The organism is Gammaproteobacteria bacterium, assembly GCA_035279405.1.
Taxonomy (GTDB): Bacteria; Pseudomonadota; Gammaproteobacteria; order Natronospirales; family REEB76; genus REEB76.
Window position 1 is genome coordinate 36380 of record DATEHU010000049.1, and the last position, 18068, is coordinate 54447.

At 62.1% G+C, this 18068-nt stretch carries 12 protein-coding genes; 3 read left to right on the plus strand and 9 right to left on the minus strand.

The genetic code is table 11. From position 1 onward, the window contains the following. Nucleotides 1-23: 23 nt before the first annotated feature. From VJR90_10625 to pdhA, 9 genes are all read right to left on the minus strand, one after another. Nucleotides 24-2042 (minus strand): hypothetical protein, encoded by a 2019-nt coding sequence (locus VJR90_10625; GenBank protein ID HKV97925.1) that lies wholly within the window; start codon nucleotides 2040-2042, stop codon nucleotides 24-26. A 101-nt stretch (nucleotides 2043-2143) separates the two neighbouring features. Further along, nucleotides 2144-4150: a hypothetical protein gene (locus tag VJR90_10630; GenBank protein ID HKV97926.1), complete on the minus strand. Its 2007-nt coding sequence runs from the start codon at nucleotides 4148-4150 to the stop codon at nucleotides 2144-2146. A gap of 74 nt (nucleotides 4151-4224) precedes the next feature. Continuing rightward, on the minus strand, nucleotides 4225-4725 hold the full coding sequence (locus VJR90_10635; protein HKV97927.1) for a pilin: 501 nt from the start codon (nucleotides 4723-4725) through the stop codon (nucleotides 4225-4227). A gap of 160 nt (nucleotides 4726-4885) precedes the next feature. Beyond that, nucleotides 4886-5389, minus strand: a complete 504-nt coding sequence (locus VJR90_10640) for a pilin (GenBank protein ID HKV97928.1) — start codon at nucleotides 5387-5389, stop codon at nucleotides 4886-4888. Between the two features lie 220 nt (nucleotides 5390-5609). Next, entirely contained in the window at nucleotides 5610-6908 is a 1299-nt protein-coding gene (locus VJR90_10645) for a flavohemoglobin expression-modulating QEGLA motif protein (GenBank protein ID HKV97929.1), read from the minus strand. A 3-nt stretch (nucleotides 6909-6911) separates the two neighbouring features. Next, on the minus strand, nucleotides 6912-11735 hold the full coding sequence (locus VJR90_10650; protein HKV97930.1) for an NAD-glutamate dehydrogenase: 4824 nt from the start codon (nucleotides 11733-11735) through the stop codon (nucleotides 6912-6914). A 127-nt stretch (nucleotides 11736-11862) separates the two neighbouring features. Next, nucleotides 11863-13119, minus strand: coding sequence for a dihydrolipoamide acetyltransferase family protein (locus VJR90_10655; protein ID HKV97931.1), 1257 nt, complete (start codon nucleotides 13117-13119; stop codon nucleotides 11863-11865). Between the two features lie 110 nt (nucleotides 13120-13229). Continuing rightward, the gene (locus VJR90_10660) at nucleotides 13230-14207 is read right to left on the minus strand and encodes an alpha-ketoacid dehydrogenase subunit beta (GenBank protein ID HKV97932.1); all 978 of its coding nucleotides are present in this window, start codon (nucleotides 14205-14207) and stop codon (nucleotides 13230-13232) included. After that, nucleotides 14200-15279 (minus strand): pyruvate dehydrogenase (acetyl-transferring) E1 component subunit alpha, encoded by a 1080-nt coding sequence (gene pdhA, locus VJR90_10665; GenBank protein HKV97933.1) that lies wholly within the window; start codon nucleotides 15277-15279, stop codon nucleotides 14200-14202. The genes VJR90_10660 and pdhA overlap by 8 nt, the downstream gene beginning before the upstream one ends. Before the next feature lie 166 nt (nucleotides 15280-15445). On the opposite strand from pdhA, the gene VJR90_10670 reads away from it, so the two are divergent. From VJR90_10670 to VJR90_10680, 3 genes are all read left to right on the plus strand, one after another. Further along, complete coding sequence (locus tag VJR90_10670) at nucleotides 15446-16300, plus strand: tryptophan 2,3-dioxygenase family protein (GenBank protein ID HKV97934.1); 855 nt, start codon at nucleotides 15446-15448, stop codon at nucleotides 16298-16300. Nucleotides 16301-16390: 90 nt separating this feature from the next. After that, nucleotides 16391-17479 (plus strand): 4-hydroxyphenylpyruvate dioxygenase, encoded by a 1089-nt coding sequence (hppD, locus tag VJR90_10675; GenBank protein ID HKV97935.1) that lies wholly within the window; start codon nucleotides 16391-16393, stop codon nucleotides 17477-17479. A 105-nt stretch (nucleotides 17480-17584) separates the two neighbouring features. After that, a complete protein-coding gene (locus tag VJR90_10680; protein ID HKV97936.1) occupies nucleotides 17585-17878 on the plus strand; it encodes a GIY-YIG nuclease family protein in 294 nt (97 codons plus the stop codon). The last annotated feature ends 190 nt before the right edge of the window (nucleotides 17879-18068 follow it).

Below are 18068 nucleotides of genomic sequence, written 5' to 3' on the forward strand. Positions count from 1 at the left end.
AACCGCGCGGCACTATAGCATTGTCAATCGCCGCTCGCAGCGCCCGGCGCCGGCGGCACCGGTCTGGTGGTTGCCTCGGGCACCCGCTCGAGGTCATCAATCTGCTTTTGCAGATTGGCAATGGTTGCGCGTAGATTGCCCAGCTGGTTGAGCGCGCGGACTTTCTGCAAATCGCGCTCCGCCCTGGCCGGATCCTGCAGGGCAATATCCAGGATGACCACGTTGATGCGGTATTGGGGCTCGGACGGCACCGCGTCAGCGGCCTGTTGCATGAGGCTGCGGCTTTTTTTCAGGTCCTTGTCCTGTCCCTGGCCGAGGAAATTCCCGTAATCGGTAAGAATGTTTGCGTAGGTGCCGGAAACCTTCCGCAGGCGCGGATTCGCCATGGCCGCTTCGAACAGCGCGCGCAGTGCCGATGGCGGGAAATGGCAATTATCGGCGTTCTGGCACTGAACCAGCGCCACCAGCCCCTGCTGATCGGAAGCCGAAATGGGACGGGTGCGCAGGCGCTGCGCCATGTGGGCAAAGTTGGCCGGATCGTTGTTCCCGGTGGTCTGGCTTTCAAGCAGCGCGAGCGCGGCGCCCGCGATGATGCCGGAATTGGGCAAGTCCGCCGAATGCCGCAGGGCCTCAATGGCCGCAGGCAAAAGTTTATTTTCTCCCGCCAAAACCTCATTGGTCAGCGCTTCACCGAGTGCATAGGTGGCATAGGGCGAACGTGGATGATTGGCTGCCTGTACTTCCACGAGCGACAGTGTGCTGCGCCAGATATAGGCGCGCATACCGGTGAGCGCGCCGAAGGTGAGGGTGAATGCGACCAGGATGCCGACGCGCAGCGGCGTTTTGATATAGCGCGAGGGCTCAGTGAGGATGAAACCGAACACTGCGACGAGCACGCCCATGTCCGCTAGGTAATTGCGGTGCTCGAAGGCGATCTCCAGCGGAAAAACCGTGGACTCCAGCAGCTGGCCGGTGAAAAACCAGAGAATGCCGAAACAGATCCAGGGCCGCCGGTTGCGGGTGAATGCAGCGGCCACGAGCAACGCCACGAGGCCGAGGATGGACAGCAGCGTGGTGACCGGCGCCAGCAGGCCTTGAGAAATCGGGATGTCATCGTGATACAGGCCCAGATCCGGCAGGCGCGGGTACAGCGTCCAGCGGATGTAATCCCAGACCACGCGCGACTCGGTGAGCAGCCGTTCGCCGAGGGTGTAATCCCGGCTGGCATAGCTGAACGCCAGGCCATGATGCAGGACGAACAGCCAGAGAATGCCGATGCCCAGCGGCAGCGCCAGAAACACCAGATAAAAAATCCACAGCCCGTAGCGTGACAGGACCTTTACGGATCCCCCCGGGTCTGCTGGCTGAATGGCAAAGCGGAATACGCAGAACTCCAGCACCAGCAGATAGACCGGCAGCAGCACGGCGGTCTCTTTGCTGGCAAATGCCAGCAGGCCGGCGACGGCAGTACCGGGAAAAATCCACCACCAGCCCCTGTGCCCGGACAACAGCCGCAGCCGGCCGTGGCAATACAGCACGCAGCCCAGCAGCATGAAGAGCGAACACAAGCTGGTTTCGCGCTGCACCACGTACAGCACGGCGGTGACATTCAGCGGATGCAGCAGCCAGGCGCCGGTGCACAACAACGGCAGCCATTGTGCTGCGGCGGCCGATGCGATGGCTCCGGTGCGGTGCCAGAAGCCAAAAACCTGTTGCAGCAGGACCAGAAACAGCAGCCCGCACAACAAATGAATGGCGAGATTCACCGCCTTGAAAGCGGAGGGTTCCAGTCCTGCGAAATAGATGTTCAGCGCAAACGACAGCGAGCTGAGCGGCCGTCGCGTGGGCCCGGCATCGGAAGACAACGCCGCGTGCATGAACTGGTCCCAGCGCAGGCTGTGGATGGCCAGCGCGCCGTTTTGGACTACGTTGGTGATGTCATCGAAAACGAACGGTCCGCGCAGGCCCGGGAAATAGGCCGCCACGGTCAGGATCAGGATTCCTGCAATCGCGGCATACGTGTAGATCCGGCGCGGGAACATGCAGGGATGAATTCAGGTGTTGCCGGGCAACTCAGGATAACCCATGCCCGGAAAATTTGTCGCGTAATCGGTGTTCACAAGTCGGTGGTTATGCGTGGCTGTCAGTGGAGTGTTTTGGCACCCGGTGTCCCATTCGTTTCCGGCGTCTCGTCATTGGCGCGGGTGCGTGCGCTCGCCAGACGTTCGTTGAGTTGCCGGATATCGGTATCCAGGTGGCCGAGAAAGTTGAGCCGCTTGAGCGCCTGTATCTGCTGCTCAGCGGCCGGCAAATCCCCGGTGACTATGTAACCTTTTGCCAGATTGATGCGGTAGATCGGAACTGTTGGAGCCAAGGCCGCTGCTTTTTCCAGGGTAGCGACCACCTCGTTCAGCGGCCGGCCGGTGAAAGTCAGATAATTGCCGTAAATTACCCAGAAGTTCGGATTGCTGAGTGTCGTACGCGCACGGCTTCCCGGCCTGAGCACGCTGTCGAACAGCACACCAGCCTGTGGCATTAGCACCTTGCAGCTTGTGGGAAGACAGTTCACCAGACTGTCGAACGAGGCCTCGTCCTGCGAATTGAAAGGCAGGTTCTGCAACAGCCATTGGGCATGATTCTCCCAAGCGGGTTCGATGGGCAAATTCAATCCGGCCGCCACGATCATCATGGCCACGTCCGGCATGATGTCGTTGCTGAGCTTGGCGCTCTTGGCCAGCGTCTGCACCGCAAGCTCCGGATTTTTCAAGTTACCTCTCAAGGCCAGATTGGCATAAACCTGGCCGAGTCCGTACTGTGCGCGCTGCGACTGGGGATGATGCAGGGTTTCGTAATACGAGAAGCTCAACGGGTCTTTCCACTCCCAGGATCGCAGCAACAAGGCGCCAAACAGCACCGGCAGGATGATGGCCGCGAGCGTCCAGCTCAGTGAAGCGCGCAGATACCTGCGGCCGGTGTGGACCGGCAACAGCAACAGGCTGAAGAACGCCAGAATCAGGCCGTAGTCGGGCAGGTAATTGCGATGCTCGAACGCGAGTTCCAGCGGCAGCACCGTGGATTCCATCATCTGCCCGGCGAAGAAAAACAGGATGCCGAGACACACAAGCGGGCGTTTGCGACGCTGCCAGAATGCCAATGCCAACATTGCGATCAGCGCCAACAGGCTCCAGAGCGTGGTCAGCGGATGCAGCAGGCCCGTGGAGGCCCGGATGTCGTCGTGATACAGCGCCAGCTCGCGGATGTCGGGAAAGAAGGTCCATTTCACGTACAGCAACACCACCCGGAACTCGGTCAAGACCCTTTCCGGCAGGGTGAAATCGCGGCCTGCAAAACCCTCCCAGAAACGCTGGTGGATGAGCAGGGCGCCGCCCGCCAGTCCCGGCAACACCAGTCCCAGCGCATAAAATGCCAGCACATTTCTCGACGTCTGTCCGTGCTGGTTGCGGAAGCCGAACACCAGCCACTCGATGACCAGCAGATAGAGCGGCAGCAGCGCCGCATCTTCTTTGCAGAACAGCCCGATCACGCCGAACAGGGGTGTGAGCAGCCATACCAGCGGCCAGCCGCGTCGGCCGGCGAGGGAGCGCTCGCGGCCGTACATGTAGGCCAGCATGGCCGCCAGCGTGCACAGCGCGGCGAGACTGGTCATGCGCTGCACGATGTAGAGCACGGCGGTGAGATTCAACGGATGCAGCGCCCACGCCGCGGCGATGATCACGCTCGCCCAGTTGAGGGTGCTGGAACTCCACTCGAACCCGTAACGGCGCCGGCAGTTGCTGAGCATCCGCCGGGTGAGCCAAAGCACGAGCAGCGCATTCGCCAGGTGGATGACCACGTTCACGAGCTTGAAGGAATACGGGTGCGGTCCGAAAATGTACAGGTTGAGCGCGAAGCTCAGCATGCTGATGGGCCGGTACAGCGGACCGGAGCGCACCGAGAAGGCCGCACGCAACAGCTCGTGCACACTCAGATGGTCGAGCGGCAGGAACGGGTTCATGACGATGTTGGTGATATCGTCGAACATGAAATCCCCGCTCAGCCCCGGCGCGTAGGCCAGCGCCACGGCCGCGAGCAGGGCCGGCACGGCGATCGTCAGCAGCAGGCGCTGCACGCGCAGAGTCGGGGATTTCACGCTATCAGCGTCCGGGCAAAAAAATGCCCCGGCTGAAAGCCGGGGCAGGAATCATACCAAACAAAGTGCGTCGTTTACGGACGGCAGTTCGAAGGCAGATACTTGGAGGGTACCGTGGTCCCTGCTCCCGTAACTGATTTGTTGTTGACAGTGGCAGTGGCATTGCCGCAAACCCAAGCCACAGAAGCCGCACCTGTCACAGCCGTCATAACCAGTAGTTGGCCGCTCGCCACACCGCCGCCCACCTGAGCGTTATAGGTGATGGAGATGGTCAGAGGGTTCGTTCCCGTACTGAGCAGAACGCTCTTTATGTATTTGCCCTGGATGCTCGCAGCGGCCGGCAGGCCGAAGCTGTTGCCGCTCGCCGCATTGCCGCTGCCCGGCATGTGGCCGAAGGACTGATAGGTTTCAGCAACTGCCGTCTCCGGCGCCTGGACCAAGCTCAGGCCTTCCGTGACTTTGGAACGGGTCACATAGTCCTGATACTGCGGAATGGCGATGGCCGCCAGGATGCCGATGATCGCGATGACGATCATCAGTTCGATGAGGGTAAAACCCTTCTGGACCTTGTTCATGAGTTGTCTCCCAAAAGCTAGTGGTGCGCACGTGCGCGGTCACAATTACTCAAGCAATCCCCATGCCAACGTAAGCCCCTTGGATTTCCAGCCTTTGCGATGCTTTCGTTTGGGTGCCGCGGCGTGCGGCAGGCAAAATTGTCGGTTTGTGACAAAAGTGTCAGCTACGGCAGTTTGCGGGCAGGTATTTGGCTGGCACATTGGTGCCCGAACCCGGGCCGCCGACGGTCTGGCCGGCGACAGTCACGGCAGCGTATCCGCAGGCCCAAACAACCGCACCATGCACGATTGTGCCGGGGGTGAGCACCAACACATTCCCGCTGGCCACCCCGCCGCCGACCTGGCTGTTGTAGGTAATCGTCACCTTGCCCGTGCCGCCGGCAACCGCGACGCTGGAAACGTACTTGCCCGTAATGCTGGTTGCCGGAGGCAGGCCGAAGCTGTTGGCCGAGCTTGCGTTGCCGCCTGCCGGCATGTAGCCATACGACTGGAATGAGGCGGCCACCGCAGTCTGGGCCTCGTCGGAGAGAGTCAGCCCCTCCATGACCTTGGTGCGTGTAATGTAGTCCTGATACATGGGCACGGAAATGGCCGCCAGGATGCCGATGATGGCAATCACGATCATCAACTCGATGAGCGTGAAACCCCAGTCATTCTTTTGCATGACAAAATTCCCAAAAAGCATGCTCTGTCCCGTAATCAAGCACGTGGCGTGCCAACTGCATGGCGACTGGGAGGGCTTTATACACCTCGGGACGGCAACATGAATCAACACTCCGGGGTCTGCGCAATATGACGATTTTTGCCCTGGGCAGGTCATCAAGCGTACCCGCACGCCCGCTGCGTGGCCTTTGCCTTGGAACGGGGGGGGGCCGGACGGTAAATCACAGGATCGCGGCGTAATCGTCCTGGACACGGGCGAGATCCAGTTTGTTGAGGAAGCTGGAATAGCACATCCACGCGGACAGTCCGTTGAGATCGGCGAACGGTGGCGGCAGAAACCGGGGCGGCGCGACGATGCCTTCGTCCACGGCGTGCGCGAGCGTGCGCACGTCTTCGAGCGTGGTCTTGCCGCAGAACAGCAGGGGAATGCGCTGCAGCATGCCCTTGTGCACCGCCAGGCGCAGGTAGTTGTAGATCATGATGAAACCCTTGTTGTACGACAGGTCCTTGGTGAAGGGCGGGCCGTCGGGCAGGCTGCCGCGGAAGATGCGTGCCGCGTTGGCGTAGCTCGCCGGTTCGCCAAGGTTCTGATAGAGGTAGAACTTGTACACGTCCAGGAAGTTGCCGCCCTGCTCGGCAAGCTGCACCGCGCGGATGCGGTTGGCCAGGCGCTTGAGGCGGCTCGGGTAGGACGCGAAGGTAATAATTTCGACCAGCACCGCCAGACCTTCCTGGGTGATGGTCGAAGACGGCGGACCCTTGGACAGAAACGTGCATACCGGCTGGGTCGCGCCGTTGAATGTGGTGCCGAGATGCACCCAGCCCTCGTGCACTTCCAGCAGCCGCAGGTCGCGCGCGTTGAAGCGCGCGTCCTTGCGCAGTTTGATGTAATCGGCGCCGGCGGCGGCATCGGCCTCGATGCCGTCCGAGATCTTCACGCGCGCGGTATTTTCCGATTCCCGGAACGACTGGTTGAGTCGCTGCTGCAGGATTTTGACGGCATCTTCGGCCGCGATGTGCTTGGGTGGCGGCTTCAGCAGCTCGCTTTGGTCAATGTTGGCTATCGCCCTGGCGAGCGACTCGCCGAGATCCACAAGCGTCGGGCCGCCCTCATGGAAGGCGTCGCCGGCCGAGCCGTAAAGCTGTTGCGACAGCGCGCCGAAATCCTCTGTACCGCGCGCTTCCAGCATGCGCACCACCTGGGTGTATTCGCGGCACATGCGCGCCATGATGGCGCCGAGCGGATTCTCCGGGCCGAGTTTGCGGCGGATGTCGAGCTCGATCTGGTGGAATTCGTCGCGCTTGGACGGTGCGTCAAAGCCAAGCGGCCGGGCCTGGTAATACGCACGGTCAATTCCGGGCAGTTGCCGGGCGCCGTTGCGGAAAAATTCCTCCTGGATGCTGCTGTCCCATTTGACCTGGTCGAGGATGCGGATAGGCTTTTGCGCCGCCACGATGCGGTCGGAGAGCGACCGCAGGATTTGCCGGTACTCGTCCGTGATGCCCGGGGCGGTCACCAAGCGCTATCCGCTCTTGGCGCGCGCCAGCTTGCGCACTTCCTGCACGGCGACCGACAGACTCGGGAAATCGGCGATGTTGGCGGTTTTCATGTCGGCCAGCATGCGCTGCACATGCTGCGTGCGGGTGGCAGCTCTGCCAAACCAGGCATCCAGTTTATCCATGGCAGCACGCGCATCCTTGGCGCCGGTGAGCGCCTGCGCCGCGAGGGCGCGTTGCTGGGCGTACAGGTCTTCGCGCAACGTGGCGCGCGCTTGGGCCTGCCAGTGACCTTCCACGGCCAGTGTCTCGATCTGCCCGCGCAGCCAGTCGAGACCGAGTTCGCGGCCAATGTGGAAATACACGCGTGCCACCACCTCCACCGGCAAACCGGTGTCGCGTGCCACATCCACCAGATCCAGCGCCGGATACAGCGTGGCCAGCGCGGCAATCTGCTGCGCGAGCGCCGCCGGCACGCCCACATCGAGATATTGCTGCTGCAGGGCATGAAACGTTTCGAGCTGGCTGTCACCGAGCACCGCGGCCATGTGAGTGGCAAGCGTCTCGATGCCCGGGCGATACTGCGGCACCACCGCCGCGATATCCAGTTGTCCGTGCAGATGATCCAGCAGCCAGCGCGTGGCGTGCCGCAGCAGCCGCGCGGTCTGCACCGACATGGCCACCTGCACGTTGGCGGGAACCTTGTTGTCAAGCGCTTCAATCGCCGACCAGATGCCCACCGTATCGAAGCTCTCGCGCGCGATGGTGTAGGCGCGCGCCACCGAGGCCACGCCCACGCCGGCCTCCTCCTGCATGCGCTGCGCGAAGGTCGGACCCATGCGGTTTACGAGGCTGTTGGTGATGGCGGTACAGACGATTTCGGACCGCAGCCGGTGTCTGGGCATGAATGCGCGGTATTTGCGCCGCAAGGGCGTGGGGAAATAGTTTTCCAGCTCGTTGGCGAGATACGGATCCTCGGCGACGTCCGACGCGAGCAGCGCGTTGTAGATGGCGATCTTGCTGTAGGCCAGCAGCACCGCCAGTTCCGGGCGCATCAAGCCGCGTTTGGCGGCGCGCCGTTTCTTCAGTTCCTCGTCGCCCGGCAGGAATTCGATGCCGCGGTTCAACACGCCGGACTTTTCCAGCGCGCGCATCAGGTAGGTGTGCTCGCTGATACGCGCCGGTGCCTGGGATTCGGCGATGGACAGCGCCTGGCTCTGCATGTAGTTGTCGCGCAGCACCAGTGCGCCGACTTCGTCGCTCATCGAGGCCAACAGCGTGTTGCGTTGCGCTTCGGTCAGCGTGCCGTCGGCCACCGCCAGATTCAGCAGAATCTTGATGTTGACCTCGTGATCGGAGGTGTCCACGCCCGCGGAGTTGTCTATGAAATCCGTGTTGAGCCGGCCGCCGTTGAGCGCGTACTCGATGCGTCCCAACTGGGTTAAGCCCAGGTTGCCGCCTTCGGCCACCACCTTGCAGCGCAATTCGCGGCCATTGATGCGCAGCACGTCGTTGGCGCGGTCGCCGCACTCCGAGTTTTCCTGATCGCCGGATTTCACGTAGGTGCCGATGCCTCCGTTCCACAGCAGGTCCACCGGTGCCTTGAGGATGGCGCGCATGAGTTCCATGGGCGTGAGCTGTGCGGCTTCGATGCCCAGTGCCCGCTGCGCTTCGCCTGACAGCTTGACGGTTTTGGCGCTGCGCGGGAACACGCCGCCGCCTTTGGAAATCAGCTTGGCATCGTAATCCGCCCACGAGGAACGCGGCAGATTAAACATGCGTTCGCGCTCCTTGAAGCTGACTTGCGGATCAGGACTGGGGTCGAGAAAGATGTGACGGTGATCAAAGGCCGCCAGCAACTTGATGTGGCGCGACAGCAGCATGCCGTTGCCGAACACGTCACCCGACATGTCGCCGATGCCGACCGCGGTGAATTCCGTGCTCTGCGTGTCCATGCCCATTTCGCGGAAGTGGCGCTTCACCGATTCCCACGCGCCCTTGGCGGTGATCCCCATTTTCTTGTGGTCATAACCGGCCGAGCCGCCGGAGGCGAAGGCGTCGTCCAGCCAGTAGCGATACTCGCGCGCCACGCCGTTGGCGATGTCGGAAAACGCGGCCGTGCCCTTGTCGGCCGCCACTACCAAATAGGGATCGTCCTCGTCGTGACGCACTACTCCGGGCGGCGGCACGATCTTGCCGTCCACGATATTGTCGGTCAGGTCCAGCATGCCGCGCATGAAGGTCTGGTAACAGGCAATGCTTTCCTTGAGCGTATCCTCGCGGTTGCCGCTCGCCGGCGGCCGCTTCACGTAATAGCCGCCCTTGGATCCGACCGGCACGATCACCGTATTCTTGACCATCTGTGCCTTCATCAGCCCGAGTACCTCGGTGCGGAAGTCCTCGCGCCGGTCCGACCAGCGGATGCCGCCGCGTGCCACTTTGCCGCCGCGCAAGTGCACCGCCTCGACGCGCGGCGAGTACACCCAGATTTCGAACATCGGCTTGGGCAACGGCAGTTCCGGCAATTGCGCGGGATCGAACTTGAAGGCGATATAAGGCTTGTGTCCGCCGTCCTTGAGGGTCTGGAAATAATTGGTGCGCAGCGTGGCGCGCGCCACGTTGAAGAAGCTGCGCAGAATGCGGTCGTCGTCGAGACTCGCTACCGACTCCAGCGCCTTGTCGATTTCACCCGCGTAACGCGCGCCGAGCGTATCGCGATCCTTGCCGCCTTCGGGGTCATGGCGCGCCTCGAAGTATTTCACCAGCAGCGCCGCAATCTGCGGATTCGCCGACAGCGTGCGCTCCATGTAGGCCGGACTGAATGTCAGACTGGTCTGCAGCAGGTACTTGCAGCAGGCGCGCAGCAGCGTGGTCTGGCGCCAGTTGAGCCCCGCGGTCAGCACCAGGCGGTTGAAGCCGTCGTTTTCCGCTTCGCCCTGCCACACGCGCGCAAACTGCTCGTGGAAGCTGTCGCGCACCGCGTCCACGTCCAGCTCGCCGGCATAAATCAGTTCGAAGTCCTGGATCCAGAAAATGGACTCGTCCGCCAGCCTGATGTCGTAGGGGCGCTCGCCCATGACGCGTACGCCCAGGTTTTCCAGCATCGGCAGGGCATCGGAAATCGAGATTTCCTGCTCGCGGTGGAATATCTTGAAACGCAGATATCCGGCGGCGCTGTGTTTCGGGCGGTACAGACTCAGGCGCAGGCCCTCGTCGGTGGTGAGGGCGTCGAGCTGTTCGATGTCGAACACCGCGGCTTTGGCCTTGACGTCGTCCTGGTAGGCGGCTGGAAAGGCACTGGCATAGCGCGCCAGCAACTGCAGGCCGCGCTCTTCGCCGAATTTTTCGACCAGCGCCTCCTTGAGTTCGTCTTGCCAGGAGCGTACCGCGCGCGCTATGTCCTGTTCGAGCGCAGCATGCTCAAAGGCGGGCAGTTTCCAGGGCGTGGTGTGCACGATGAACTGGATGCGCGCCAGCGCCGATTCCGAAAGGAATACATCGTGCTCGGCGCTCTTGCCGTTGAGCGCCGTGAGCAGAATGCTCTGGATCTTGCCGCGCACCTGGCTGTTGTAGCGGTCGCGCGGCAGGTACAGCAGGCAGGAGAAGAACCGGCCGAAACTGTCGCGCCGGATGAACAGCCGGACGCGCGCGCGTTCCTGCAACTGCACCACGCCCATGGCTGCGGTATACAGCTCTTCGGTCGTGCTCTGGAACAGTTCGTCGCGCGGGAACGTCTCGAGGATGTGCATCAGCGCCTTGAGGTCGTGGCTGCCGCTCGGCAGCTGCGAGCGCTGGCGGATTTCCGCAACTTTGCGGCGCACCACCGGAGTGTCGGCCGGGCTGCGGCTGTATGCGGTGGAGGTGAACAACCCCAGGAATCGCCATTCGCCGCTGACGTTGCCGGCCTGGTCGTAACGCTTCACGCCCACGTAATCCATGTAGCCCGGGCGGTGCACCGTGGCCGTGGAGTTGGCCTTGGTCACGATCATGAATTCGCGCGTGCGTGCGCGCCGGCGCACGTCCTTGGGCAGCACCAGAAAGCTCTGCGAGACCTTGGCGCTGCTGTCGCGCAGGATGCCGAGGCCGGAGCCGGGCACGATGCGCAACAAGTCCTCGCCGTTTTCCTCCACCAGCCGGTATTCGCGGAATCCCAGGAAGGTGAAGTGGTTGTTGGCCAACCATTCGAGAAAACGCTGGCCCTCGTCCACTTCGTCATCGCCGAGGATCGTGCGGTAGGCATCGGTGGCGGCGCAGATCTCGCCCACCTTGTCGCGTATCAGGTGCCAGTCGTCCACCGTGGCGCGCACGTCGCTCATCGCCGCGCGCAGCTCATTTTCGAGCTTCTTCAGCGTGGCGGCGTCGCTCTGGTGGTCAATCTCAATGTGCATCCAGGATTCCACCAGACCGCTCTCGTGCGCCGCATCGCCGCTGTCGAAGCGCGTGATCACGCCGTGTTTGTCGCGCGCCAGATACAGGATCGGGTGCACCGTGAGATGCACGCCGAGGCCGTTGCGCGTCAGCGTCATGATGGTGGTGTCCACCAGGAACGGCATGTCGCCATTGACCATCTCGATGATGGTATGCGGGCTTTTCCAGCCGTCGCGCTTGACCGTGGGATTGAACACCCGCAGCCTGAATTCGCCGGCCGGACGTTCGCGCCCGAATTCCCAGTGGCTGCGGGCCGCGCTGCACAGGTATTGCGGCGTGTACTGCCGCAGGTCTTCTTCGGCGATGTCGTGATAATACTGTTGCAGGAATTGTTCGAAGCTTGGAGAGGGGGCGTGCTGCTTGGCGAGTGCGGTGACTTTTTCGAGACGCTTGTTCTTGCTGTTGGAATAGGCGCGCTGCATGATGGTCACTGGCCCCGGAGGGCGAATTGCGGTGCGCCTATTTTATGCCTTTTGCCCGGCGGTTGCGGCCAGTGCGCCCATGGGGAAAAGTCGTAATGGCCGCCGTCCAATGCATCGGCACGCGAATTCAGACTGAGCGTTCCAGATCCTTGATGACCGCCGCCAGGAAACGGCAGGCGGTTCCGCCGGTGATGCAGCGGTGGTCGAAGGTCAGCGATAGCGGAATGCGCTTGTGCACCTCGATGCCGCCCAGCACCGGCACCACATCGTGGCGCAGGCCTCCGGTGCCGAGGATGGCCACCTGCGGCGGCACCACCACCGGCGCGGCGTAGCGGCCCGCCAGCATGCCGAAGTTGGACAGCGTGATGGTCGGGTCCTTCATGTCGGCGGGGGCTACCGTGCGGTTGCGCGTCGCCTGTTTGGTGCGGTTGAGATCGTCGCGCAGCTGCGCACTGTTCTTGGCATCCACATTGCGCAGTACCGGCACGATCAGTCCGTCGGGGGTATCCACCGCCATCGCGAGGTCCACCTGGCGGTGCAGGATGCGTTCCAGCTTCTCGCCGTTGTACCAGGCGTTCAGCTCCGGCTCGGCGCGGCAGCCGGCGACCATCGCGCGAATGACGCGCACCGTGATGTCCTGACCCGGCGCCCAGTTGTGGATGTCGGCGTCGTCGAACAGCGCACATGCGGCCACTTCGCTGCGCGACTTGCTCATGGTGGCGTGCATGGCGCGCCGCGGTCCGCGCAGCGGTTCGGCCACGCCGTATTTGACATCGGTACGCACCGGCGGCGGATACCACGCCGCGGCCGGCGCGGCGCCCGGCGCAACTGCGCGTACGGCACCTGCGCCTTCCGAGGCGCGCCGTACATCGTCCGCCGTGACCGTGTCGTTTTTTCCGCTGGGTTCACAGGCAGTCAGGTCCACGCCCATTTGCCTGGCGAGAATGCGCACCGACGGCAGCGCCTTGACGTGCGCCGGCGCTTTTTTCTGTTGCTTGCGGATGATCGCGGTTTCCGCCACCAGCGTCGTGCTCGTGGGCATGCTGCCCACGACTGTGCCGCTGTCTTCGGCAATGGGGACGGATTTACTCGCGGCGGGTTTGGCCGCGGTCGCCGGTTTGGCGGGCGCGCTGCTTGAGGAGGCCTCGCCCTCGAGTGCGAAATCCACGAGCGGCGCGTGCGTGGGAATGATGTCGCCGGCCTTGCCGTGCAATTTCAGAATCTTGCCGGACCAGGGGGCGGGCACGTCCACCACGGCTTTGGCGGTTTCCACCGACACCAGCGGCTGTTCCGCCTTGACGCTGTCGCCTTCCTTGACCAGCCAGTTGACGATCTCGGCTTCCTGCAGACCTTCGCCCAAGTCGGGAAGATTGAAGGTTCTCATTTCAAAATCCTCATCATTGCTGCCCTGTGCCGCCATGATTTCCCCCTCACCCTACCCTCTCCCGCCGGGGGAGAGGGGACAAGGAGGCGCCGCGATGCGGCGCATGAAATTTACGTCTCCAGAACCCTGCGAATTCCCTTGATCACCCGCTCCACGCTCGGCATGTAGTCGTGCTCCAGCTTGAATAATGGCATCGGGGTATCGTAGCCGGTGATGCGCTCCACGGGTGCTTGCAGCGAATAAATCGCCTTTTCGGCCACCGTGGCTGCGATCTCGGCGCCCACGCCGCAGTTCCGCGGCGCCTCGTGCACGATCACGAGCCGGCCGGTTTTTTCCACCGATCCCAGGATGGTCTCGAAATCAATAGGACTTACCGTCGCCAGGTCAATGACTTCGCAGCCCACGCCTTCTTCCGCGAGATTGGCCGCGGCCTGCAGACTTTCGTGGATCATCGCGCCCCAGGATACCAGCGTCACGTCCTCGCCTTCGCGCAAGACGAAGCAGGTATCGAGCGGCAGGGCCTGGCCGTTGTCCTCGACTTCCTGCTTGTTCATGCGGTACAGCCGCGTGGGTTCGAGGAACACCACCGGATCGGGGTCGCGGATCGCGGCGAGCAGCAAGCCATAAGCGCGCGTCGGCGAGGAGGGCATGACCACGCGGATGCCCGGCATATGGGCAAACAGCGCTTCGTTGGATTCGGAATGATGCTCGGGCGCGTGGATGCCGCCGCCCGACGGCGCGCGCAGCACCATGGGCACGTGCAGCCGGCCGCGGGTGCGGGTGCGCAGCCGCCCGGCGTGGTTGATCATTTGGTCCACGGTGGGATAGATGAAGCCCGAGAACTGGATTTCCGCCACCGGCTTCAGGCCCATGGCCGCCATGCCGATGGACAGGCCGGCGATCAGGGCTTCCGCAAGCGGCGTGTCCATGACGCGTTCCTTGCCGAAGCGCTGCTGCAGACCGTTGGTGGCGCGGAACACGCCGCCGTTTATGCCCACGTCTTCGCCCAGTACCACCACGGCCGGGTCGTGCTCCAGCTCGTAAGCCATCGCCTGGGTAATGGCTTCCACCATTGCGAGCTTAGCCATGGTGCTCGCCCTCCGCGATCGCAGCGGCGCGCTGTTCGATGAGGCTCTCCGGCAGGTTGGCGAACATGTGATCGAACATGGATGCCACCGGCGGCTTGCCGGTGTCCTTATATACCTTAACCTCCGTGTCTATCTGTGCGGCGCATTCGGCCAGCAGCTGATCCTCCTGCTTCTGATTCCAGGCGCCGATGTCCATGAGGTACTTGCGGATACGGATCAGCGGTTCTTTCCTTTTGGCGTCTTCCACTTCGTCCTTGCTGCGATAGCGCGTGGCGTCATCTGCGGTGGTGTGATCGCTGATGCGGTAGGTAAGTGCCTCGACCAGGGTCGGACCTTTGCCGGAGCGCGCCTTGTCGAGCGCGTATTCCATGGTGTCGCGCACCGCGATGATGTCGTTACCGTCCACCTGCACGCCCTCGAAGCCGCCGGCGATGGCCTTCTGCGCCAGCGTTTCGCAGGCGGTTTGCGCGGCGAGCGGTACGGAAATCGCCCATTTGTTGTTGGTGACCACGAACACCACCGGCAGTTGATAGGCGCCCGCAGCGTTCAGGGATTCGTAGAAATCGCCTTGCGAAGTGCCGCCGTCGCCGATCACGGTCACCGCCACGCGCTTCTCCTTGCGCAGCTTGAAGGCCAGCGCCGCGCCGGCCGCATGATGATATTGCGTGGCGATGGGCACGCACCAGGCAAAATCGTGTGTGGGTCCGGAGAACACGTTGCCGCGCTCGTCGCCGCCCCAGAACAGCAGCACTTCGTGAGGCTTTACGCCTCGCCAGAACTGCGTACCGTACTCGCGGTACATGGGGAAGAACGCGTCTTCGGGTTTCATGGCCGCGCCGATGCCGACGTGCGTGGCCTCGTGACCCAGAGAGGACGCGTACGTGCCCAACTGGCCGGTGCGCTGCAGCGCGATGGCCTTGGTATCGAACACACGCACCAGCGACATCATGCGGTACATCTTCACGAGTTCGCCCGTGTCCTGGGCGAACCCGGGCAGGGCCTTCTGCGTGAGCTTGCCTTGCGGGTCGAGGTACTGCCGGAATTTTATTTCGAAGGTGGCGACGGTCTTCAAACTGCATGCTCCTCGAGGGCTGCGGGGAGAAATGTCCGTAACGGCTTGAAACGCCGGGATTCCCGCGCACCGCGGGCCCGCCATTATACAGGAGGCCCGCGGCGCGACCGGTCGGCATGCGACCGGGCTCGGCTAGAATGCCTTCATTGCCAAACCGGATACCGCCATGACTGCGAACAAGCGCGAGCTGGAGCAGGGCATCCACACCGATCTGCGCGATCGCCTGACGTACTCGGGTTACCTGCAACTGGAGCGCCTGCTCTCGGCGCAGGTGCCACTCAGCCGTCCCGAGCACCACGACGAGATGCTGTTCATCATCCAGCACCAGACCTCGGAACTGTGGATCAAATTGCTGCTGCATGAACTCGAAGCCGCGCTCGGCCACGTGCAGCACGACGCGCTCGAGCCGTGCTTCAAGATCCTGGCGCGCGTCAAGCACGTGCAGATGCAGTTGTTCAACCAGTGGGCGGTGCTCGAGACCCTGACGCCAAGCGAATACGCGGAGTTCCGCTCGGTGCTGGGGCATGCTTCGGGATTCCAATCGGTGCAGTACCGCGCGCTCGAATTCATGCTCGGCAACAAGGCCGCGGAGTTGCTGCGCGTGCACCGGCATGATCCCAAGGCGTACGCCTGGCTGGAGTCGCTTCTCAAGCGCCCGAGCCTCTACGACGAATTCCTGCGCTATCTGGCGCGCCGCGGCCTGCCGGTGCCGAAGGAGCGCGTCGAGCGCGACTGGTCCGAGCCCTACGAACGCCATTCCGGAGTGGTCGCCGTGTTCAAGCTGATTTATCAGGACACCGCGCGCTGGTGGGACGCCTACGAGATGTGCGAAAAGCTCGTGGATGTGGAGGAATATTTCCAGCTCTGGCGCTTCCGCCACATGAAAACCGTGGAGCGCATCATCGGTCACAAGCAGGGCACCGGCGGCTCCTCGGGCGTGGGATTCCTCAAGCAGGCGCTGGACCTGACGTTTTTCCCCGAATTGATTGACGTGCGCACCGAAATTGGCGCGACTGGCTGATCTCCGCCTTGGGCCGGTTCCCGGCCGGACGGTATAATTGCAGCATCACTGCGCGCTGTTTGCCGCTTGCGTTGCGGCAGGAGGAACACCATGAGCGCCCAACCCAATATCGGCATGCGCCCCACCACCTTCGAGAATCCCATGGGGGTGGACGGCTTCGAGTTCGTGGAATTTGCCGCGCCCGACGCCAAACTCCTGCACGATCTGTTTCCCCGCCTCGGCTTCACGCGGGTGGCCAGGCACAAGCGCCGCAAGATCAGCCTGTATTGCCAGGGCGAGTGCAACTTCCTGGTGAACGAAGAGCCGGATTCATTCGCCGCCGACTTTGCGAAAAAGCACGGGCCCTGTGCCTGCGGTTTTGCCATTCGTTTCAGCAAACCGGCCGCCCAATTGCAAGAGCAGGCACTGGCCAAAGGCGCGGTGAAAATCACCCACAAGGAAGCCAGCAAGGCGGTGAACGTGCCGGTGATTGCCGGCATTGGCGGCAGCATGCTGTATCTGGTGGATCGCTATGGCGCCCAGGGCGAAGTGTACGACGCGGAGTTTGAATATCTGCCGGGCGCGGAGCGGCATCCAAAAGGCTTCGGTCTCACCTTCATTGACCACCTCACGCATAATCTGTATTTCGGCAACATGGAAAAGTTCGCGGATTTCTACCAGCAGCTGTTCAATTTCCGCGAGATCCGCTACTTCGACATCAAGGGCGCGCGCACCGGCCTGGTGTCCAAGGCCATGACCGCTCCGGACGGCATGGTGCGCATTCCGCTGAACCAGTCCTCCGACAAGAAAAGCCAGATCAACGAGTATCTGGACGAATACAAGGGCGAGGGCATCCAGCACGTCGCGCTGTTCACCAACGACATCTACGTCACGGTGGAAGCCATGCGCGCGAAAAAAGTGGCATTCCTGGACACGCCGGATGCCTATTACGAGATCATTGACGAGCGCATTCCCGGCCACGGCGAAGACCTGGCGCGCATGCAGAAGAACCGCATCCTCATGGACGCGGACGATGAAACCAAAAAGAAGCTGCTCCTGCAGATCTTCACCCAGAACTGCATCGGCCCGATCTTCTTCGAGATCATCCAGCGCAAGGGCAATGAGGGGTTCGGCAACGGCAACTTTACCGCGTTGTTCGAATCCATCGAGCGCGAACAGATGAAGCGCGGGGTATTGTAGCCATGGCGTTCATGTAAATACCGTTCACCCTGAGCCCTTCGGCAAGCTCAGGACAGGCGTAGCCCGAAGGGCGAAGTCGAAGGGTCCTGAATTGGAGTGCCACGGATGGCAATGTTTACACTGTATATCCTGAAGTGTGCCGATGAAACGCTGTACATCGGTCACACCGATAATCTAAGCCGACGTTTACAGCAGCATGAACAGAGTAAAGTAGATGCCTATACTGCAAGGCGATTGCCATTGAAACTGATTCATGCTGAGGAATTCGAAAGCCGCTACGAAGCGCTTACTATGGAGCGTAAGTTAAAAGGTTGGAGTCGCGCCAAAAAGCTGGCATATGTAGCCAATGACTGGGCAGAGGTAAGCAGACTAGCCAAGAGCAAACCCAAAAATGATTGAAAAATCCGTTCGTACTGAGCTGGTCGAAGTACGAACGGGTCTTGCTATTATCTCAGCGTTCAGAAACCGGCACCCTTCGACAAGCTCAGGGTGAACGGATTTAAGAACATCGGAAGGCACTGAACGCATGGAGGGAAACGCGCCAGCTTCTCTCCCGTGTGGGCCGTAGAATGAGCAGTGCCTGACGACT